This is a genomic window from Streptomyces sp. NPDC038707 (assembly GCF_040636485.1).
Taxonomy (GTDB): Bacteria; Actinomycetota; Actinomycetes; order Streptomycetales; family Streptomycetaceae; genus Streptomyces.
The window spans coordinates 22927-43201 of record NZ_JBEZUP010000007.1; the positions used below are offsets into that span (position 1 = coordinate 22927).

The 20275-nt window shown below is 74.2% G+C and carries 14 protein-coding genes; 2 read left to right on the forward strand and 12 right to left on the reverse strand.

Annotated features, from left to right (window positions below; all coding sequences use genetic code 11):
* Window positions 1–20 precede the first annotated feature (20 nt).
* The 4 genes from AB0E62_RS12020 to AB0E62_RS12035 all read right to left on the reverse strand — a co-directional run bounded on the left by AB0E62_RS12020 (window position 21) and on the right by AB0E62_RS12035 (window position 5177).
* Window positions 21–1310, reverse strand: a complete 1290-nt coding sequence (locus tag AB0E62_RS12020; RefSeq protein ID WP_362191377.1) for an MFS transporter — start codon at window positions 1308–1310, stop codon at window positions 21–23.
* On the reverse strand, window positions 1307–3037 hold the full coding sequence (locus tag AB0E62_RS12025; protein ID WP_362191379.1) for an ABC transporter permease subunit: 1731 nt from the start codon (window positions 3035–3037) through the stop codon (window positions 1307–1309). Before AB0E62_RS12025 ends, AB0E62_RS12020 begins: the two co-directional genes overlap by 4 nt.
* A 3-nt stretch (window positions 3038–3040) precedes the next feature.
* Entirely contained in the window at window positions 3041–4534 is a 1494-nt protein-coding gene (locus AB0E62_RS12030) for an ABC transporter substrate-binding protein (protein ID WP_362191381.1), read from the reverse strand.
* 64 nt (window positions 4535–4598) lie between these two features.
* Entirely contained in the window at window positions 4599–5177 is a 579-nt protein-coding gene (locus tag AB0E62_RS12035) for a GNAT family N-acetyltransferase (RefSeq protein ID WP_362191383.1), read from the reverse strand.
* Between the two features lie 125 nt (window positions 5178–5302).
* On the opposite strand from AB0E62_RS12035, the gene AB0E62_RS12040 reads away from it, so the two are divergent.
* On the forward strand, window positions 5303–6718 hold the full coding sequence (locus AB0E62_RS12040; protein ID WP_362191385.1) for a hypothetical protein: 1416 nt from the start codon (window positions 5303–5305) through the stop codon (window positions 6716–6718).
* Window positions 6719–6768: 50 nt separating this feature from the next.
* Here AB0E62_RS12040 and AB0E62_RS12045 read toward each other — a convergent pair whose 3' ends face one another.
* From AB0E62_RS12045 to AB0E62_RS12080, 8 genes are all read right to left on the reverse strand, one after another.
* Complete coding sequence (locus tag AB0E62_RS12045; RefSeq protein ID WP_362191387.1) at window positions 6769–8634, reverse strand: discoidin domain-containing protein; 1866 nt, start codon at window positions 8632–8634, stop codon at window positions 6769–6771.
* A 114-nt stretch (window positions 8635–8748) separates the two neighbouring features.
* On the reverse strand, window positions 8749–10113 hold the full coding sequence (locus AB0E62_RS12050) for a GH1 family beta-glucosidase (protein WP_362191389.1): 1365 nt from the start codon (window positions 10111–10113) through the stop codon (window positions 8749–8751).
* Between the two features lie 29 nt (window positions 10114–10142).
* Window positions 10143–10982: a carbohydrate ABC transporter permease gene (locus tag AB0E62_RS12055; protein ID WP_362191771.1), complete on the reverse strand. Its 840-nt coding sequence runs from the start codon at window positions 10980–10982 to the stop codon at window positions 10143–10145.
* A 13-nt stretch (window positions 10983–10995) separates the two neighbouring features.
* A complete protein-coding gene (locus tag AB0E62_RS12060) occupies window positions 10996–11982 on the reverse strand; it encodes a sugar ABC transporter permease (RefSeq protein WP_362191391.1) in 987 nt (328 codons plus the stop codon).
* Window positions 11983–11989: 7 nt separating this feature from the next.
* Window positions 11990–13306, reverse strand: a complete 1317-nt coding sequence (locus AB0E62_RS12065) for a sugar ABC transporter substrate-binding protein (protein ID WP_362191393.1) — start codon at window positions 13304–13306, stop codon at window positions 11990–11992.
* A 762-nt stretch (window positions 13307–14068) separates the two neighbouring features.
* Window positions 14069–15286 carry an MFS transporter gene (locus tag AB0E62_RS12070; protein WP_362191395.1) on the reverse strand — a complete coding sequence of 406 codons (1218 nt, stop codon included), beginning with the start codon at window positions 15284–15286 and terminating at the stop codon, window positions 14069–14071.
* A gap of 219 nt (window positions 15287–15505) precedes the next feature.
* Window positions 15506–16105, reverse strand: coding sequence for a helix-turn-helix domain-containing protein (locus AB0E62_RS12075; RefSeq protein ID WP_362191397.1), 600 nt, complete (start codon window positions 16103–16105; stop codon window positions 15506–15508).
* Window positions 16106–16205: 100 nt separating this feature from the next.
* Entirely contained in the window at window positions 16206–17840 is a 1635-nt protein-coding gene (locus AB0E62_RS12080) for an RNase H family protein (protein WP_362191399.1), read from the reverse strand.
* A 198-nt stretch (window positions 17841–18038) separates the two neighbouring features.
* On the opposite strand from AB0E62_RS12080, the gene AB0E62_RS12085 reads away from it, so the two are divergent.
* The gene (locus AB0E62_RS12085; RefSeq protein WP_362191401.1) at window positions 18039–20174 is read left to right on the forward strand and encodes an N-6 DNA methylase; all 2136 of its coding nucleotides are present in this window, start codon (window positions 18039–18041) and stop codon (window positions 20172–20174) included.
* Window positions 20175–20275: the final 101 nt, after the last annotated feature.

Consider the following 20275-nt stretch of genomic DNA (forward strand, 5'->3'; position numbering starts at 1 on the left):
GGCCCGTGACGGCCGGCCCGTCATCTCGGCGGCAGCCGCCGGACACCGGTACCCCGGCGAGCGGTCCCACCCGTTCCGAGGCTGTCGGTGCCCGGCCCCGGGGCCCGCTCGCCCGGAAGGACCAGTACCGCCGCCGGCGGTAGCGTCGCCAGGACGGCCCAGGGCAGGGCCGGGGGCAGCCCGAGGTCGAGGAGCGCGCCGGAGGCCGTGCTGCCGAGCAGGACCAGCAGGCCGGAGACGGAGGACAGGGCGCCGGTGTAGAGGCCGATGCGGCCGGGTTCGGCGAGGTCGGGCAGCCAGGCGCGGGCGACCGGGGCGACCAGCATCTGGCCGGCGGTGAGCAGGACGACCAGGACGGCGAGCGGGGCCAGTCCGGGCAGGCCGGTGAGGCCGGCCGGCCGGGCCACGGCGACGGCGGCGAATCCGGCGCCGGTCAGCAGCAGCCCGGCGGCCAGCGAGCGGCGCGGGGTGAGCCGGCGGCCGGCCCAGCGGGTGACGGGCAGTTGGGCGCCCACCACCAGCAGGGAGGACAGCGCGAACAGCCAGGCGACCGGCGCCTGGGAGCCGGTGGTGCGCCGGACCTCGGCGGGCAGGGCGAGGTAGAGCTGGTTGTAGGCGAGGAGTTGGGCGCCGTAGCCGCAGCACAGGGCGAGGAAACGGCGGTTGCGCAGCAGCGGTCCGAGTCCGCCGCGCACGGCGACTGGTGCGCGGCCGGGGAGGTGCCGGGGCAGCAGGACGGCGTGCCCGGCGAGGACGGCGGTGAAGACGGCCGCGCCGGCCAGGCAGACCGTGCGGAAGTCGGCGGTCAGCAGCAGGGCGCCCAGCAGCGGGCCGGTGAAGGCGCCCGCCTGCCCGGCGACGGTGAACAGGGCCAGCACCCGGGCCCGCGGCCCGCCGCCCGCCTCCTCCCGCAGGACGGCCTGCCGGGCGACCTCCGACTCCACCGCCGGGGAGAACAGCGCGGCGGCGCAGCCGATCAGCAGCACGGAGCCGATCACCGACCAGGTGCGTTCCGCGTGTGCCAGCCAGGCGAACCCGGCGATGCGCAGCGCGCAGCCGGTGAGGACGACGGGCCGCACGCCGTACCGGTCGGCGAGGGCGCCGCCCACCACGAACAGTCCCTGCTGGCTGAAGGTGCGCAGCCCGAGCACGACGCCGACCAGCCAGCCGGCCATGCCGATCGCCGTGCCGAGGTGGTCGGCGAGGAACGGCAGTACGGCGAAGAAGCCGATGTTGAAGGCGAGTTGGGTGAGGATCAGCAGCCGCAGCAGCGGTGTCAGCGGGGTCCGGTCGGTGCGCGGGGCGCTCATCGGGCGGACTTCTCCCTCGCCGCACCGGGGAGTTGGGCGGGACGACGGTGCAGGGCGCCCGCGGAGGTCACCACCAGCGCGCCGAGGACGGCGAGGACGGCGGCGGGCGCGAGGACGGCCCAGGGGGCACGCTCGGCGTAGGGCTGGTTCTCGGCGAGCAGCCGGCCCCACTCGGGGGACGGCGGCTGGGCGCCGAGGCCGAGGAAGCCGAGCGCGGCGAGGGCGAGGGCGGTGCCGGGCAGCCGCAGCAGGGCGTGCCGGGTCACCGACGGGACGACGGCGGGCAGGAGTTCGTGGCGCAGCAGGTACCAGCGGCCGGCGCCGAGGGCCCGGGTGGCGGTGAGGTGCTGGGCGGCGCGTTCCTGGCGGAGCAGGGCCGAGGTGTGGGTGGCGAGCGGTGCCCAGGCGACGGCGGCGACGGCGAGCGCGGGGGTGGCCGGGCCGCCCCCGGTGACGGCGGTGACCAGCAGCGCGGCGAGCACGGGCGGTACGGCGTTGACGGTGTCGGCGAGCGGTCCGGACAGCCGGGGCAGGAGGCCGAGCAGCAGTCCGGCGAGCAGGGTGCCGGCGCTGATCGCGAGCGCGAGCAGCAGGGTGTCCAGGGCGCCGTGGGCGACCCGGGCGAGCAGGTCGCGGCCGAGCGCGTCGGTGCCGAGCGGGTGGGACCAGGACAGGGGCCTGAGGCGGGCGGTGGTGTTCAGGGCGAGCGGGTCGCGGGGCAGACCGGCCGCGAGGACCGTGAGCAGTGCCCCGCCGAGCAGCAGCGGCGGGGTGCGGCGGACCGCCGGGGTGAGCCGGGGCGGGGCGGGCAGGGCGCCGTCGCGCAGGGCGGGGCCGGTGAGCAGCCGGACGGCGAGCCGGGCCGCGCCGGTGGCGAGCGCGGCGAGCAGCAACAGGGCGAGGGTGCCGGCCTGGAGGACGGGCAGGTCCTGGGCGAGGGCGGCCTGGAGGGTGGTGCGGCCGAGGCCGGGGATGTCGTAGAGCTGTTCCACGGCGACGGCGCCGCCGGTCATGCCGACGACGAACAGGGCGGTGTTGGGCAGCAGTCCGGGCAGGCAGCGGCGTACCGCCTGGCGGGCGACGCGCGCCCGGGGCAGTCCGCGCGCGGCGGCGGCGCGCGCCCAGGGTTCGGCGAAGGCGCCGGGCAGCTGGTCGTCGAGGAGCCGCCCGAGGACGGCTCCGGCGGGCAGGCCGAGGGCGAGCGCGGGCAGCACGGTGTAGCGGGGCCCGTACCAGCCGAGGGCGGGCAGCCAGCCGAGCTGGACGCCGACGACGGTGGCGAGGACGGAGGCGGTGAGGAACTCCGGCAGGGTGGCGAGCATCGCGGAGCCGGTGCCGCCGGGCCGGGTCCGGCCGCCCCGGTACAGGGTGCGGGCGCAGACCGCGGCGGCGGTGCAGGCGGCCACCAGAAGGGCGACCGCCATGAGCAGCAGGGAGGCGCCGAGTGCCTGTACGACGACCGGTCCGGCCTCGGCCCCGGAGATCCAGGACCGGCCGGCGTCACCGCGCGGGAGCCCGCCGAGCCAGCGCCCGAGCAGGGACAACGGACCTGTGTCCAGGCCGAGTTGGTCGCGGATGGCGGCGAGCACGGCGGGGTCCGGGTCGCGGTCCTGGGCGCGCGCCCTGAGCACGGTGAGCGCGGGGTCGGTGCCGCTGAGCCAGGGCAGCAGGCCGATCCCGCACACCAGGGCGGAGGCGAGCGAGGCCCGCCACAGCACGGTCCGCACGGGTCAGCGCCGGGTGCCGGTGCCGATGAGGGTGCGCTCGTAGGGGTCGAGCAGCACGCCCTTGACGGAGCGGCCGACGCCGGTGATGACGCGCTGGTGGACCAGCGGTACGACGGAGTCGGTGCCGAGGACGCGGGCCTCGGCGCGCAGTGCCGCGTCCTGCCGCTCGACGGTGCCGGCGGTGCGCTCGGCCTCGGCGACGGCCCGGTCGACGTCCTCGTCGCAGAGCCGGGCCAGGTTGTAGTTGCCGTCGCAGGTGTAGTCGCCGGCGAGGATGGCGACCGGGTCGCCGGTGTCGACGAGGCTGTTGCGGGCGAGGACGAAGGCGTCGAACTTCCCGGCGAGGGCGTCGCTCTCCAGCCGGGCGTACTCGCGCACGACGAGCCGGACGCGGAAGCCGGCCTTCTCCAGCTGCTGCTTCAGGACCTGGGCGGCCTCGGGGAGTTCGGGCCGGTTGTCGTAGGTGGCGAGGGTGATCCGGGTGCCGTCGGGCCGCTTCGGGGCGGCCCTGCCGACCGGCTGGGGGTGCCGTCCCTCGGCCCAGGTGACGGCGGGGCCGTAGATCCCGGTGCCGCGGTCGGCGTGGCCCTCGTAGACGCCCTTGGCGAGGGCGGCGGTGTCGACGGCGGCGCGGGCGGCGGCGCGCAGACGGGCGTCCTCGAACGGACCGGAGCGGTGGTTGAGCAGCAGGCTGGTGGTGCGGGTGGTGGCGGTCTCCCGGCGGGTGTCCGGGTCGAGCGTGGCGGCCTGGGCGACGGGGACGGCTTCGGCGATGTCCGTGTCGCCGCCGCGCAGGGCGTTGGTGCGGGCGGTGCCGTCGGGGACGAAGCGGACGTCGATGCCGGCGGCCTGGGCGCGTCCGCCCCAGTAGGCGTCGTAGCGGTCGAGGGTCGCGGAGGTGGCGCCGGTGACCTTCTTCAGGACGAAGGGGCCGGTGCCGGCGCCGGCCGGGTCGACGTGGTCCTGGTCCCGGTAGGCCTTCGCGGAGAGCACGGCGAGGCTCGGGCTGGACAGCCTGAGCGGCAGGATGGGGTCGGGCCGGGCGGTGGTGACCCTGATCCGGTGCCGGTCCACGGCCTTCGCGGTGAGCGTCACCCCGGACAGGGCGGCCGGGGCGGGCCGGGCGTGCGCGGCCCGGCCGAGAGAGGCGGCCACGGCGTCGGCGGTGACCTCGGAGCCGTCGTGGAAGGTGGCCTCGCGCAGGGTGAACTGCCAGGTGCGCGGGTCCTGCCGGCGCCAGGAGGAGGCGAGGGCGGGTGCGGCGGTGCCGTTGCCGTCGAGCGCGGTGAGGCCCTCGGTGACGCCGAGCCGGCTGAGGATCGTGGCGTCGGCGCCGTACGGGGAGAGCCGTTCGGCGGGCGGGAAGGCGAGCGCGACACGGAGCCGCGAGCCGTCGGCGGGCTTGCCGTCCGCGTCGCCGGAGGAGGCGAAGCAGCCGGCCAGGAGGGGCGCGGCGAGCAGGGCGGCGAGCAGGCGGGAAGGGCGCGGGGCAGGCATGGTCCTCGGTTCGTGCGGGGTGGGGGTGGCGTGCGGGTGGCTCGGTCGACAGATTACATGGAAATCATTTCCAATAAGTCGCCGCAAGCCCGAGCCCGTCCGCGGTCCGCTCCAGGGGGATCTCGAAGTGGACGACGCCCTGTCCGCCCCCGGCGTCCTCGCGTTCGTCGTGCACGACCGTGCCGAGCGAGCGCCAGAAGGGTTCGGCGCCGGGCACGGCGGGGTCGGTGTGCAGGTACACGGAGCGGTAGCCGCCGTCCGCCGCGGCGAAGTCCAGCAGCCGCGCGACCAGTGCGCGCGCGATGCCCCGGCGCCGGTGCCCGGGGCGCACATACACGCGGCGCAGCTGCGCGGTCCCGCCGGAGGGGTACCGCTCGGCCAGCCGGGGCGGGTTGGGCGGCGACTGGGGGCCGCGCGAGTCGAGGGCCCCGGTGCCGACGACCCGTCCGTCCGCGTCGACGGCGACGAGCAGGGTGTGCCGGGCGGGCGCGAGGTAGTACGCGGCCGGGTCCACGATGTCGGCGTGCCACCGGGGCACGTACCCGGTGCCGAAGTCGTGGTAGACGGTGTCGAGCATGACGGACCTGGCACTGTCCAGGTCGTCGGCGGTCGCGGGCCTCACGCTATACATACGCACTTGCACATCATATGCATCAAGCGGCAGGTGGTGATCATGGGGCAACCTTCCCGCCCGCTCGGTCGTCGCCTCTGCGGAGGCGACGCCTCCGGGTCGCGACCCGCGGCCTCCGGCCCTCTGAGCGAGACACCTTGACCGAGAGCACCACCACCCTCCGGGGCGGGCACGCCCCTGCCCCGCCCTCCCCCGCGGAGATACGCGCCGAGCGCCGACGGCTGATCGAGTCGGTCCGCGCCCTGCGCCGTCTGCTGGACGGACGCCGGGCCTTCGAACTCGCCGACCGGCGGCGGCTGAACCGCCAGGCCCGGGACCGCGAGCGCGCCGAGGCGGCCTGCTTGAAGACCCTGCAGCGCGTCCACGAGCGGCGGCTGCGCCGCGAACGGTCCCTGGCCCGGCGGCTGAACGGCCTCGACGGCAAACGGGAGCACCAGGAGCGGCACGCCCTGACGGTGCTGCGCCGGGAGTCCGTCGAGAACTCGCTGCGCGCCACCCGGCTCACCACGAACGACGTCAACGGCATCGGCGCGGGCCTGATCCGGGACCTCGCCGCGGCCGGGATCCGCACGGCCGCCGACTTCACCCGGGTCAGCTGGGGCAAGGCACCGGGCGGCAAGGGCGGCGAGGTGCTCTACATCCACCGCCCGCACGGCCGCAAGGTGCACATCAACGGGATCGGGGAGCACCGCGGCCGTCCGCTGATGGAGTGGCGCCGGGCCGCCGTGGCCCGCGCGAAGGCCCGGGCGCCGCAGGAGCTGCCGGCGGACCAGCGGCATCGCATCGCCGAGATCATCGAGGCCGAACGCGCGCGGCTCCAGGCGGAGGCGGCCGAGCTGCCCCGGGAGGCGGACGCGGCCCGCGAGGAGGCGGTACGGCTGCGGACCGAGGCGCTGTCCCGGATCGCCGGGGCGGCGCGCGAGGCCGGCCGGGCCGCCGCCGAGCGCCGGGCGGAGTTCGACGCGATGGCCGAGCGGCTGATCGCCCTCCAGGCGGAACTCGCCGCCCACCGGGACCGGTACGGCGACGCGGGCCGTCGCCTGCGCCGCGCCCAGACCCGCGCCCTGCGCCCGCTCCCGGCCGTCCCGGCTCCCCGGACACCCGGCGCCCCGGCCGGGGCCGCAGAGCCCGGCAGCGGTTCCGGGGAAGGCACTCCGGCGGACGACCCGTGGGCCGTGGGGGCGCCCGGCACGCACGTGCGCGCGAGCCTCGCCTGGCTGCTGCCCGTCCTCCTGTTCGCCCTGTTCACCGTGGCCGGCGTCGGCGAACTGGGCGACACCACGCCCCCGCTGTGGCTGCGGGTGGGCTCCCGGCTCACCGCGCTCGCGGTCACCGCGGAGCTGCTGCGCCTGTGGGTCCCGCGCCGGCGCCCGAGGACGGCGGGCCCGATGCCGCCCGGCACCGGCACGCAGACCACCGCGATGTTCCTGGCGCTGGTCGCGGCGGGCATGTTCGGCTCCGGGGACCCGGACGTCCGGGTGGCCGCCTGGGTGACCGCCGCCCTGTCGGCGCTGCTCCTGGCAACCGGCACCGGGCGCCGCGGGAAGGGCTGAGCCGCCGGGGAAGCCGGCCTCCGCCCCGCTCCCCCGGCGCGGAGGCCGGGTCAGCCCTTCTGCTCGACCCGCACCCAGTCGACCTCGGCCCGCACTCCCCCGGCCGCGATCCTGTCGACACTGGACTGGGGCAGCCCCCAGTAGGGCGCGGTGACCTTGTTCCAGCCGGCCGGGTAGGCACCGCCGAGGGCGAGGTTCAGGATGAGGTACTGCTGGTGGCCGAAGACCCACTGGCCCCGGGTGGATTCCAGCTTGTTCCGGGTCGTCTCCTGGACCGGGCGGTCGTCCACGAAGAAGCGCATCGCCGTCGGGGTCCATTCGACCGCGTACGTGTGCCACTGGTCGGCGGTGCCGCCGTTCGGGTAGGTCTGGCGGGCGCCGATGTTGCCGTCCGCCGAGTAGCCGGGGCCGTGCAGGGCGGAGCTGGTCCAGTCCCGGTAGCCGATGTTCTCCATGATGTCGGTCTCGCCGGAGGCCGGCCAGGACACCGAGGGGTCGTCGACGTCGCTGCCGAGCAGCCAGAAGGCGGGCCAGAACCCGTCGCCGACCGGCAGCCTCATCCGGGCGCTGACCCTGCCGTAGGTGAAGTCGAGGTGGGTGTGGGTGTCGACGCGGCCCGAGGTGAAGTCGTAGGTGCCGCCGCCCGCCCGGGTGCAGCCCTTGCAGTACTTCGCCTTCAGGAGCAGGCTGCCGTCGCTGACGCTGATGTTGTCGGACGAGTCGGCGTACGCCTGCGACTCGCCGTTGACCGGGCCCATCTCGGTGCCGGTGCGCACCACCCGCCACTTGGAGCGGTCCAGCGAGGCGCCGGTGAAGTCGTCGAAGAAGGTGGTGCGGTAGTCGCCCGGCGGGTCGGCCGGGAGCGCCGGGTACGCCGCCGAGGCACTGCCGCCGGTGCCCCAGACCTCGAACTCGTAGAGCGAGTAGCCGAACTGGGCGGTGGCGGGTGCCGGGTTGTAGAAGGAGCGGCGCTCCTTGCCGAGCATGCGGACGTAGCGGCCCGTCACCGGCGTGGGCAGCCGGACCGAGTCGTGCAGACCGGCCGCTTCGGACGGTGACCTGACGTCGGCGCGGCGGGCGGCGATGTCGGCGGCGGAGGGCTCGTGGACCGTGCGCCAGGTGCGGTTGTCGTCGGACACCTGGAGGAGGTAGTCGACGGCGTAGGCCGCCTCCCAGTAGAGGTCCACCGTGTCGATGGTGGCGGATGCGCCGAGGTCCACGGACACCCAGCGGTCCGTGTTCCAGTCGCTGGACCAGCGGCTGGCGTCGCCCTTGAGGTCGGCGGGCCGGCCGCCGTCGGTGAGGAACGCCGGTGAGTGGCCCGCGTCCTGGTAGCGGTTCGCGTACGCCGGGTGGTTCAGGGCGAGGTTGGTGCGGGTGGCCGAGGCCGGGGCGGGTTCCCCGCCGTAGACCTTGAAGTTCCACAGCGAGTAGCCGTAGGGCGTGGCTCGTTCCAGGCCGCGCAGCCGGACGTAGCGGCCGGTGACCTCCTGGGGGTAGGTGTGCGCAGTGACCGAGCCGCCGGTGCCGGCGGTCTCGGTGTAGAAGGGCGTCCAGTCGGTGCCGTTCTTCGACACCTCCAGGACGTAGCGCTTGCCGTAGGCGGCCTCCCAGTCGAGGGTGACGCGGTCGACCCGGAGCACGGAGCCGAGGTCGACGCGGATCCAGGCGGTGTCGGTGAAGTCGCTGGACCAGCGGGTGCCCGCGTCACCGTCGAAGGCGAGGCCGGGGCCGGTGCCGGCGTTCTCGCTGCCGGAGGCGGTGACGGCGGCCGGGTTCAGCGCGTAGGCGGCGGCCGCCCGGTCGGTGTCCCAGCCGACGGCGGCGGGGGCGGCGGAGGCGGGCGCGGTCAGCAGCGGGCCGGAGCACAGCAGGGTGGTGGCCGCGAGGGCGGCGAGCAGGGTGCGGGGTCGCATGCGCTCTCCTTGTGGGGTGGATGTGTATTTGTCGTGCTCATGACACATACGGGGCGCGGCGCGCCGGTGGACACGGACTCCCCTGCCGTGTCCACCGGCCGTCCGGGCCGGGGCTCAGGCGGCCCGGCGTGTGAGGCCGCGGTGGGCGCGGACGAGGTCCGCGTACCGCCGGCCGCTTCCCTTGATCGTGCGGACCTGGGTGCGGTAGTCGACGTGGACCAGCCCGAACCGCTTGTCGTAGCCGTACGCCCACTCGAAGTTGTCCAGCAGGGACCAGGCGAAGTAGCCGGCCAGCGGGGCGCCCCCGCGGACGGCGGAGGCGCAGGCGGCGAGGTGGCGTTCCAGGTAGTCCTGCCGCTCGGGGTCGGCCACGCTGCCGTCGGGGCGTACGACGTCCGGGAAGGCGGAGCCGTTCTCGGTGACGTACAGCGCGCGGGCGCCGTACTCCTCGGTGAGCCGCAGCAGCAGCGTCTCGATGCCGGAGGCGTCGATCTCCCAGTCCATGCCGGTGCGCGGGACGCCGTCGCGCCGCACCGAACGGGCGTACGGCGCCGGGCCGTCCGGGTCGTCGGCGATGTACGCCGGGAAGTAGTAGTTCAGGCCGAGCCAGTCGAGCGGCGCCGCGATGGTCGACAGGTCGGCGTCGTCCAGCGGGAGTTCGACGCCGTAGGTGTCCCTCATGTCGGCGGGGAAGCCGCGGCCGTGCACGGGGTCGAGCCACCAGCGGTTGACATGGCCGTCGTGCCGGCGGGCCGCCGCGACGTCCTCGGGACGGTCGGTGGCCGGGTGCACGGTGGAGAGGTTGTTGACGATGCCGACCCGGGCGCCGGGGGCGGCGGCGCGGATCGCCTCCGTGGCCAGGCCGTGGCCGAGGAGCAGGTGGCAGGAGGCGCGGACGGCGGCGGTGAGGTCCGTCCAGCCGGGCGCCATGGTGCCTTCCAGGTGACCGATCCAGGCCGAGCAGGAGGGCTCGTTGAGGGTGGTCCACAGGGTGACCCGGTCGCCGAGGCGGCCGGCGACGACGGAGGCGTACTCGGCGAACGCCTGCGCGGTGTCCCGCTCCGGCCAGCCGCCGCGGTCCTGGAGCGCCTGGGGCAGGTCCCAGTGGTAGAGGGTGACGGACGGGGTGATGCCCGCCGCCAGCAGGGAGTCCACCAACTCGTCGTAGAATGCGAGCCCCTTGGCGTTCACCGGTCCGGTTCCGCCGGGGATCACCCGGGGCCAGGCGACCGACAACCGGTAGGCGTTCAGGCCCAGTTGCCGCATCAGGCCGAGGTCCTCGCGCCAGCGGTGGTAGTGGTCGCAGGCGACGTCGCCGTTGTCGCCGTTCGCGATCTTCCCGGGGGTGTGCGAGAAGGTGTCCCAGATCGAGGGCGCGCGGCCGTCCTCGGCCACGGCACCCTCGATCTGGTACGCCGCGGTGGCCGCGCCCCACAGGAAGTCGGGCGGGAAGGCGGCGAGGTCGATGGGTTCGGACACGGAAGTCCCTCCGGGATCAGGGGTGGGGGTCACTTGACGGCGCCCGCCGTCAGACCCGCGACGAGATAGCGCTGGAGCAGCAGGAACCCGGCCACCACGGGCACGCTGACGACCAGCGAGGCGGCCATGATCTGGTTCCAGTAGACGTCGTTGAGGGTGGAGTAGGCCTGGAGGCCGACGGCGAGGGTGCGGGTGGTGTCGTTGGTCATGACCGACGCGAACAGCACCTCGCCCCAGGCGGTCATGAACGCGTAGACGGCGACCGCGACGATGCCGGGGATCGCGGCCGGGACGACGATCCGCAGCAGCGCCTTCAGCGGGCCGCAGCCGTCCACCAGCGCGGCCTCGTCCAGGTCGCGCGGCACCGAGTCGAAGTACCCGATCAGCATCCAGATGGAGAACGGCAGCGAGAAGGTGAGGTAGGTCAGGATCAGTCCGCCGCGCGAGCCGAACAGGGCGATGCCGGTGGCGTTGCCGATGTTGACGTAGAGCAGGAACAGCGGGAGCAGGAAGAGGATGCCGGGGAACATCTGCGTCGACAGCACGGTCACCGTGAAGACGCGCTTGCCGCGGAAGTCGTAGCGGCTGACGGCGTAGGCCGCGAACACCGCGATGACGACCGAGCAGACGGTCGCCGCGCCCGCCACGATCAGCGAGTTCACGAAGTACCGGGCCAGCGGGACGGTGGACCAGATGTCGACGTACGGGCGGACGGTCAGCCCGCTGGGCAGCCAGTGGAACGCGCCGGAGACGTCCGCGAGCGGCTTCAGCGAGCTGGAGACCATCACGTACACCGGGACCAGCACGAACCCGGCCAGCAGGGTGAGGAAGATCCGCCGCAGCCACAGGAACGAACGCGCCGGTGCCATGGGCGAGCGGGGGCTAGACATCGGCGGCCCTCCGTCCGCGCGAGGTGAGCAGCAGATAGCCGCCCGTGACGACGAGCAGGAAAAGCAGCAGCAGGACGGACATGGCGGAGCCGGTGCCGAAGTTCCAGGTGACGAAGGACGCCTGGTAGATGTGGACGGAGACGAGGTCGGCGGCCTCGGGCGCGGACTTGCCGAACAGCACGTACGGCGTGTTGAAGTCGTTGAACGTCCACAGGAACAGCACCAGGACGAGGACCTGGTTGACCGGGCGCAGCGAGGGCAGGGTGATGCGGCGGATCCGCTGCCACGTCCCGGCACCGTCCAGCGCGGCGGCCTCGTACAGCTCCTTGGGGATGTTCTGGAGTCCGGCGGTCAGGATGAGGAACGCGAACGGCCAGCCCTTCCACACCGAGACGGTCAGCAGGGCGTAGAAGCTGTTGTCGCCGATGAGCCAGAAGGAGGGCTTGTCGGTGAGGTGCAACTGGTCGTGCAGGACGTGGTTCACCAGGCCGTTGTCGTGCTGGAACATGAACACCCAGGTGATGACGGCGGTGTAGACGGGCAGCGCGTACGGCACCAGGAACAGGGCGCGCAGCAGTCCGCGCCCGCGGAAGGTGTCCTGCATGAAGACCGCGGCGGCGGTGCCGATGAGCCAGCACAGGCCGACCGACAGCAGGGTGAAGCCGACCGTGACGAAGAAGGAGTGCAGCAGGGCCTCACCGACAGGGGCGTCGAAGTCCACCGACACCCGGTAGTTGCCGAGGCCGGACCAGGGTGCGGCGCCCCAGTCGCGGATGTAGAACTGGGTGAGTTCCTTGAAGCTCATCACCGCGCCGATGACCATCGGCACCAGGTGGACGAGGAGTTCGAGCAGCAGGGCGGGCAGGAGCAGCAGGTACGGCAGCGAGATCCGGCGCAGCGGTCCGGGGCGGCGGGGTGCGCGCGCCGCCGCCCCGGACGGGGCCTGGCGCACCGGCTCCTTGAAGGCGGTGGTGGTCATCGTCGGCTCACGCCGCCGGCATCTGCTGCTGGGCCTTGCGCAGCTTGGCCTCGACCGAGCCGGCGGTCACCGGCCGCCCGGCGGCGGCGTCGGCGAACAGTTCCTTGACGGCCGTACCGACCGTCGTCTCGAACTGCGACTCGGACGGGACCTGCGGCAGCGCGGCGGCGCTCGTGGCCAGGGTGTTCTTCAGCACCGCGGTGTCCTGGGCGCCGAACGCGGGGTCGGCCTGCGCGGCCTTGACGGGCGGGATGGCGCTGTAGGCCTTGTTGAGGATCTTCTGCTCCTCGTCGGACGTCATGAACTTCACGAACTTCCTGGCGCCGTCGAGGTTGTCGGTGTTCTTGAAGACGGCCATGTTGATGCCCATGACCGGGGAGTTGACCTGGGTGCCGGCGCCGGGCGTGCCGGAGAGCACCGGGACGGGCGCGATGCCGTAGGCGTCCTCGCTCATTCCCTGGGACTTGAGGTTGGCGGAGGCGGTCTGCCAGAGCAGCATGGCCTGCTTGCCCTTGGCGAAGTCGCTGACGGACTGGTTCTGCGCGTACTCGGCGTCACCGGCCGGGATGACCTTGTCCTTGGCCATCAGGTCGACGTAGCTCTTGACCGCGTCGACCACCTTGGGGTCGGTGAAGTCGGGCTTGCCGTCGGCGGTGAAGAAGTCGGCGCCGTGCTGCTTGGCGAAGACGAAGACGTGGTGGATGTTCTCCGACAGGTTCGAACCCTCCGCGCCCAGCGGGGACACGCCGTTCGCCTTGATCTTCTTGCCGTCGGCGACCAGTTCGGCCCAGGTGGCCGGGGGCTTGGAGAGACCGGCCTCGGCGAAGATCTTCTTGTTGTAGTAGAGGGCGTACGCCATCGAGTACAGCGGGACCGCCGCCGGGTCCTTGCCCTGGGCTCCGGTCGAGCCGAGCGCGGTCTCGGCGAACCGGTCCCGCCCGCCGATCGCGGCGAAGTTCTTCTCGTCCCAGGGCAGCAGCGCACCGGTCGCCTGGAGGGAGGCGCTCCAGGTGTTGCCGATGTTCAGCACGTCCGGGCCCTGTCCCGACGTGGTGGCGGTCAGGATCCGGTTCAGCAGGTCGGACCAGGGCACGACCTCCAGCTCGACCTTGATCCCGGTCCGCTGCTCGAACTTGTCCAGCTCGGGCCGGAGCACCTTCTTGTCCGCCTCGATGCTGGCTCCCTGATTGGATGCCCAGTACGTCAGCGTCTTCGGCGAGTCGTTGGACCCGCCGCCGGTGGCCGATCCGCCTCCGCAGGCCGTGGCCGCGAGGGCGAGTGACAGGGTGACGGCGCCTACGGCCGCGGATCGGATGCTGCGCATGCGTCCCGGTGTCCCTTCGGGGGTTGCACTCATGACTTAATTTAGGACGTGAGTTAATCCGCCGGAAGGGCGATCGTCAAGGGATGCGACAGGTGATCGTCGGGATTGCGGGGCACGGACGGACCGGGCCGGGAGGCGGGCCGGGGCGGAGGGACCGGTGGGCCGCCCGGCGTGGCGGGTCGCGGATGGCCGGTTGGAGAGGTGCCGGTGGTCGGGCTGGGGTGGCTCCGGTGGCCGGCCCGGGGGGTGCTGGTGGCCGGCCCGGGGAGGTGCCCGGCCCGGGGAGGTGCCGGTGACCGGCCCGGTGAAGTGCCGGTGACCGGCCCGGTGAAGTGCCGGTGACCGGCTCGGTGAGGTGCCGGTGGCCGACCCGGCGACGTACCGGTGGCCGGTTGGCGACGTGCCGGTGGCCGACCCGGCGACGGACCGGTGGCCGGTTGGCGAGGGGCCGGTGGCCGACCCGGCGACGTACCGGTGGGCGAACCGCGAGGTGCCGGTGGCCGGTTGGCGAAGTGCCGGCAGCCGACCCGGCGCAATCCCGGCGACCGACCCGGCGGGGCCTCGGCGACCGACCCGGCGGGGCCTCGGCGACCGACCCGACGGGGCCTCGGTGGCCGGCCCGGTGTGCCGCAGTTGGCCGGCAAGGCGCCGACGGCCGGTCCGGCACGTGACCCAGCCGTGCCCGCCCGGAGCCGGCGGCACGATATCGGGGCCCCAGGGCCGGCGTCCGTCGACGCGGCCGGACCGGCGTCCGCCGGCCGGTCAGCTCTCGCGCACCGTTTCCCGCAGGCCGGTCGCCGCTTCCTCGGCACTCCTGGCCGCCGCCGCCCCCATGCCGGCCGACGCCCCGCCGGTGCGCCCGAGTTCGGGCAGGACCGTGACCAGACCCACGGCGGCGAGGCCGGCGCCGAGCCAGAGCGGGGCGCGCAGGCTCCACAGGTCGATGGCGGCGGCACCGAGGGACGAGCCGAGGATGACGCCGAGGGTGATGAAAGAGGAGTGGACGGTGTTGACCAGCGGCCCGGCGTTGCCCGCGCGCTGCACCCGGGTGACCATGGCCGGGTTCATGGTGACGCCCACCAGGCCGATGCCCAGCAGGCAGACCACGGCGGGGGCGGGCGCGCCGGCGAGGAGGGCGAAGCCGGTCAGGAAGAGCACGTTGAGCACCAGGCCGGCGGCGAGGACCGGCAGGGTGTACCGGTCGGCGAGCCGCCCGACGACCGTGTTGCCGACGACGGTGGCGGCGCCGTAGGCGATCAGCAGCAGCGGGACGGTGTCCGAGGAGAAGCCGGAGAGACCGGTGAGGATGGGGTTGAAGTAGCTGAAGGCGGAGAAGGTGGCACCGATGATCAACGTGCTGGTGGCCAGCGCCAGCCACAGTCGGGGCCGGGCGAACACACCCGCCTCGGCGCGCAGGCCGCCGCTCGGCGCGGCGTCGAGGCGCGGCACACCGGCGGCGGTGGCCGCGGCGGCGGCCACGGCGAGCGCCGAGACGGCCCAGAAGGCGGCCCGCCAGCCGAACCGTTCGCCGATCAGGGTGGACAGCGGCAGTCCGAGCAGGGTGCCGAGCATCAGCCCGTTCATGACCACGGCGACGGCCCGTCCCCGGACCTCGGGCCGGGTGAGCCGGGCGCACAGCGAGATGGCGACGCCGAAGAACGCCTGGGAGGCGACGCCGGTCACGACGCGGGCGGCGAGCATGGTGGCGTAGCCGGTCGCGGTGGCGGCGAGCACGTTCCCGGCCACGAAGACGGCGAACAGCACCAACAGGGCGGTGCGGGGCGGGAGTTTCATCACCGCCACGGTGAGCACCGGGCCGCCGAGGGCCATGGCGGCGGCGAACGCGGTGATGAGGTAGCCGATCTGCGGCACGGTGGCGTGCAGTCCGGCGGCCATCTGCGGCATCAGGCCGGCGACCGCGAACTCGCTGGTCACCATGGCGAAGATGCCGAGCGCCAGGACATAGACGGCACGGGGCACGGGCACACTCCTTCAGGACGGGCCCGCGCTGCGCGACGGGCGGTCGAGTTATGGATGGAGCTGTCCAAAACGAGGGCTCGTTTTGGACAGGTCAGTTCAAAATTAGGGCAGCCGCGAGGGTGGCAACGCGCCTATCCCTGACCGGCCCTGCCGGACCAGTCCGGCAGGGTGATCCGGCCGGCCGGTCCGGCAGGACGGGAGGAGGCAGCCCGCCCCGAGTCAGGCGGCGGTCAGGGCATCGAGGGCGACGGCGGCGACGGCGTCCAGGGCGGCCCGGTCGGCGCCGCCCTGGGCGGCCACGCGCAGTCCCGCGATGGTGGCGTTGATGAAGCGGGCCAGGTCGCCCGCGTCCCTGGTCGAGGTGATGCTGCCGTCCCTGCGCCCCGCCTCGACGGCGGCACGCAGGGAGTCCAGCCGACGGGCCGTGTCACGCTCCAGCATCCCGGCGGCGACGGCGTCCCGCCCGCCGAGTTCGACGGTGGTGTTCACACCGAGACAACCGAGGCTGCGGCCGGTGGGCCGGTTCTCGGCGTCCCCGTCGAGCACCCGGGCGATCAGGGCGCGGATCCGGTCGGCACCACTGAGTGCCGGATCCTCCAGCACGGCCAGCTGCCCCGCGTTCATGGTGGTCAAGTAGCGGTGCAGGACGCGCTGGAACAGGGCGTGCTTGCTCTTGAAGGCGTTGTAGATGCTGCTGCGCCCCAGCCCGGTGGCGGCACACAGATCCTCGGTGGAGGTGGCCTCGTACCCCTTCCGCCAGAAGGTCCGCATCGCAGCGTCCAGAGCCTGCTCCTCGTCGAACGTCCTCGGTCGGGCCATGCGCAGAGCCTACGGTTTTGGACTGCCCATTGCAATACAAGCGGCTCCGACGAAGCGTTCGGCCTCGATCGGGTTCCGGCTGACGTCCTGTCACCTGGACTCAGGCAGCGGCCGGGAGGCGGCCGGCCCCGGAGTCGAGCGAGCGCAGGAGCCGTGTCTCCTCCTTCCGGGCGGCAGCGGAAGAGATGCGGCCGGTGGCGCGACGCAGGGCGAGCCGGGCCAGGGCGTCGGCGGTCTCGTTGAGGTCGTGTCCGATGTGGCCCTTCAGCCAGCGGACCTGGACCCGGTGACGGTGGCGCACCAGGGCGCCCAGCAGCTGTCGGCTCTCCGGAAAGAGAAGGGTGCGGTGGCCGGCCGCCGCAGTACCGGAGCGCAGGGCCGCGTCGACCACGCCGACCGCCTCGGTGCTGTCGCACAGGAGGACCACGGGTGCGTGCCCGTGGCGCTCCAGAAGGCTGAGGGCGGCCGTACAGACACCGATGACTTCGGCTTCACCACTGCCGGCGGCGAAAGAGTCGCCGTGTCCGGTGGTCCCGTCCTCGGCCGCCCACCCGTAGCCGCACCGTGCGGACTCGTCGCCGACAGCGGCGTCGGCCACGGCCACCACGGCGGTCTCGGGGAGGTCGGCGAGCAGGGCGTAGCGGTCCGCGTCGGCCGGAATCCCCGCCGCCGTGAGTTCGTCGTCACCGTCCTCGTCCGTACCGGCAGGAGGGGCGTCGGCGGCGAGGACGGCGGCGAGCGCGTGATGGCAGCGCGGGCAGCCGTCGGCCTGTTCCGGGCAGTCCGCCCGGTGCCGCGCGGCCAGCTCGCGCACGCCGCGCCACGCCGCGGGCTCGGCGCCGGTGAAGCGCGCCAGGGCCGCGGCCCGGCACTGCGCGACGAGCTCCGCGAAGGGTCCCGTGGTGACACCGGCCCGCATCCGGTCGTGGAGATCCGTGACCAGGAGCAGGGCTTCGCGGGAGCGGGCGGCGAGCACCGCGCTGTCCTGGTAGGCGTCATCCAGGGCGTCGAGCCGGGTGCGCCGCGCGGAGAGGGGGCGGGCGAGCACGTCGCGTTCGGCCCGGCCGATCGCATAGCGGCCCCAGGCCTGCGCGACGCGGGCCTGACGGTTCCACCGTTCGACCACCGCATCGTGCGGGAGGTACGGATTCTCCTCCTCGCGGGCGTCGCGCAGAAGGGCCGCCACGAAGGTGTCGTCGTCGCACTCCCGCAACTCGCGCACCGGCGCCGGCAGTTCGCCGTCGGCCGTCTTCCGGTGCCAGGCCCACTGGGCGAGATCGCTCTCCGGCGCCTGCGGCGTGCCGTCCGGCAGGCCCCTGGCGCGCAGTTCCTGCCTCAGGGCCGCGTCGAAGGACGGCGTGAAGGCCGTCCGCGCCACTCTCCACTCCAGTGGGGCCACCGGCCGGGAGCGGCGCCCGGGCCGACGGGCACGCTCCTCCCTGTACCGGGTCTCCGCCTGGGACCGGGCGCGCCGCACCCTGCGCGCGTGCGCGCGCAGCCGGCGCAGCCGCTCGGGAGGCTGCGCCGAGAGTTCCGCACGCCGTACGGCTCCACGGGCGAGGACGTCGGCGTGGGCGAGGACGACGGTCACGGGACCGACGAGCGAGGCGTGTTCCAGCACCGCGGCGGTCTCCGGAGTGCGGACGCCGTGCACCTGGGAGAGCACGGCCTCCTGCAGGGCGGTGAAGTCGTCGGCGAAGCGACGGATCAGCTCGGTGTGCTCTGCGGTCGTCATGGGTGTCCTCCCAGGCAGGTCGCGGGCGGGGTGGGCAAAGGCCGCACAGGGTGTGTCCTTCACGCCGCGGGAGCCACGCTCACCGACGGAAGCAAGCAAAGGTAAGCATGACCGTGAAAGCGTTGTCCAACAGCTTCTCAAAGTTGACGCGTGCTGTATGGTGTGATCACGCCGACCGTAGGAACCAGGACCACACCCATGCCGCAGCCACCCGCCCCATCCGCCCAGGTGACAGCCGCCGAGATCTCCCGCATCGCGGGTGTCACGCGCGCCACCGTCAGCAACTGGCGACGCCGGCACGACGACTTCCCCGCGCCCTCGGGCGGCACGGACAGCAGCCCGCTGTACGACCTGGAGGAGGTCCGGGTCTGGCTCGCCTCCCGCGGACAGCACACGGCGGCCACGCCCAGCGGCGAGTTGCGCACCACCCTGCGCCTGCGCGAGCGGGCCGACGCCGGCACGTCCGACCTGCTCCTCCTGGTCCTCGCGGCGGCCCGCCGCCCCGCCGGCGGCCTCACCGCTCTGCTCGCGCTGCCCGACGACGACCTGGTGAAGCACGCGAACAACGCGGCCATCGAGGTAGCGGACGTGGTGCCGGACACCGAACCGGTCCGCTTCACCGGCGCCGACACCACGGTCCTGCGCGCCCTGCTGCTCTGCGTCCGCGACGAGGGTGCGCAGACGGCGCTCGGCGTCCTGGCGGAACGGGAACTGGAGGACAGTGCCGCCAGTGGCGCCTACCGGACCCCGGCCCCGCTCGCGGACCTGCTGGCCCGTCTGGTCCCGGGCTCCCCCGCCCGCGTCCTCGACCCCGCCTGCGGCAGCGGCACCCTGCTGACGGCCGCCGCCGCGCGTGGCGCGCGCGAGCTGTACGGACAGGACAGCCTGCCCGTCCAGGCACGGCGCACCGCGGTCGGCCTGACCCTGACGGCCGGGGAGGGCGCGGACGTCACCGTGCGCACGGGCGACAGCCTGCGCGCCGACGCCTTCGCGGACCTCACCGTCGAGGCCGTGCTGTGCAACCCGCCCTACGGCGACAGGGACTGGGGCCACGACGAACTGGCCTACGACTCACGCTGGGCGTACGGTTTCCCGCCCCGCGCCGAGTCCGAACTGGCCTGGGTCCAGCACGCGCTGGCCCACCTCGAACCGGGCGGCCACGCCGTGCTGCTCCTTCCGCCGGCCACGGCGTCCCGTTCCTCCGGCCGCCGCATCCGCGCCGAGCTGATCCGCAGCGGCGCGCTGCGCGCGGTGGCGGCCCTGCCACCAGGGGCGGCGATCCCGCTCCACATCGGTCTTCAGGTGTGGGTGCTGCAGCGCCCGGAGCCGGCCCGGCCGGCGTACCAGACGGTGCTCTTCGTCGACACGGTGGGCGAGCCGTCCGTGCCAGGACGCGGCGGTACCCGTTCGGGTGCGGTGGACTGGGCGCGGGTGACCGAGCAGATCCTCTCCGCGTGGACGGCGTACGCCGCGGCCCCGGACCGGTTCGAGGCGCAGGCCGGTGTGGCGCGGGCGGTGAGCGTGGTCGACCTGCTCGACGAGGTCGTCGACGTGACCCCGGCCCGGCAGGTGCGCACCGCCCAGGCGGACATCGCCCCGCAGGCACTGGCCCACGAGGCCGCGGCGGCCCGCGAGGGGCTGGCGGCGGCGGTGCGGACGGTGGCCGAACTGGCCGGCACCACGTCGTGGGACGCCGCGGGGGCTTCGGCCCGCGACTGGCGCACAGCCACGGTGTCGGACCTGGCCCGGGGCGGGGCGTTGAAGGTGCTGCGTGCGGTTCCGGTCTCGCCGCGGGCGGTGGCCGCCGAGGCGGAGGACGCTAAGGCGGCAGCCGGCAGCGGGGCGACTCGCCCCGTCCTGACGGGCGGTGACATCGCCGGCGGCACCGGACCGACAGGGCAGGCCTCGGACGTGCAGGCCGGGCAGATGCCGGAGATCGCCGAGGGGGACGTCCTGGTCCGCAACCTGGTCGGCGGCACCGGCCCCGTGGCCCGGGTCGCGGACGAGGCGGAGGCCGGTGCCCTGCTGGGGGCCGGCGTCCATCTGTTCCGCCCGGACCCGGCGCGCCTGGACCCCTGGTTCCTCCTCGGTTTCCTCAGCTCCGAGGCCAACCTGGCCGGCGCCTCGACCGGCAGCTCCACACTCCACCTCACGCCGGGGCGGCTGCGCGTACCGCTGCTGCCGCTGGAGGAGCAGCGCCGGTACGGGGAGGCCTTCCGGCACGTGGAGGCACTGCGTGAACAGGCGCGGCGCGCACGGGACTTGGCCGAGGAGACGGCGCGGCTCGTGAGCGGGGGGCTCACGGGCGGACAGCTGGTGCCGGAACCCGCCTAGGCTCCGGTACCACCCCCACTCCAGATGCGGACGGACGAGGTCCCACCCTCCCCCGCACGCACAGTCATCCGGACCATCCCCGGAAGGGAAGCGGAAGAAGT

What these genes read in the sequence shown, in the direction of transcription:
- AB0E62_RS12075 (WP_362191397.1), bottom strand. Translation starts at nt 16,105, where the DNA reads ATGGCCCGACCGAGGACGTTCGACGAGGAGCAGGCTCTGGACGCTGCG.
- AB0E62_RS12045 (WP_362191387.1), bottom strand. Translation starts at nt 8,634, where the DNA reads ATGCGACCCCGCACCCTGCTCGCCGCCCTCGCGGCCACCACCCTGCTG.
- AB0E62_RS12030 (WP_362191381.1), bottom strand. Translation starts at nt 4,534, where the DNA reads ATGCCTGCCCCGCGCCCTTCCCGCCTGCTCGCCGCCCTGCTCGCCGCG.
- AB0E62_RS12065 (WP_362191393.1), bottom strand. Translation starts at nt 13,306, where the DNA reads ATGCGCAGCATCCGATCCGCGGCCGTAGGCGCCGTCACCCTGTCACTC.
- AB0E62_RS12055 (WP_362191771.1), bottom strand. Translation starts at nt 10,982, where the DNA reads ATGGCACCGGCGCGTTCGTTCCTGTGGCTGCGGCGGATCTTCCTCACC.
- AB0E62_RS12020 (WP_362191377.1), bottom strand. Translation starts at nt 1,310, where the DNA reads ATGAGCGCCCCGCGCACCGACCGGACCCCGCTGACACCGCTGCTGCGG.
- AB0E62_RS12085 (WP_362191401.1), top strand. Translation starts at nt 18,039, where the DNA reads ATGCCGCAGCCACCCGCCCCATCCGCCCAGGTGACAGCCGCCGAGATC.
- AB0E62_RS12060 (WP_362191391.1), bottom strand. Translation starts at nt 11,982, where the DNA reads ATGACCACCACCGCCTTCAAGGAGCCGGTGCGCCAGGCCCCGTCCGGG.
- AB0E62_RS12080 (WP_362191399.1), bottom strand. Translation starts at nt 17,840, where the DNA reads ATGACGACCGCAGAGCACACCGAGCTGATCCGTCGCTTCGCCGACGAC.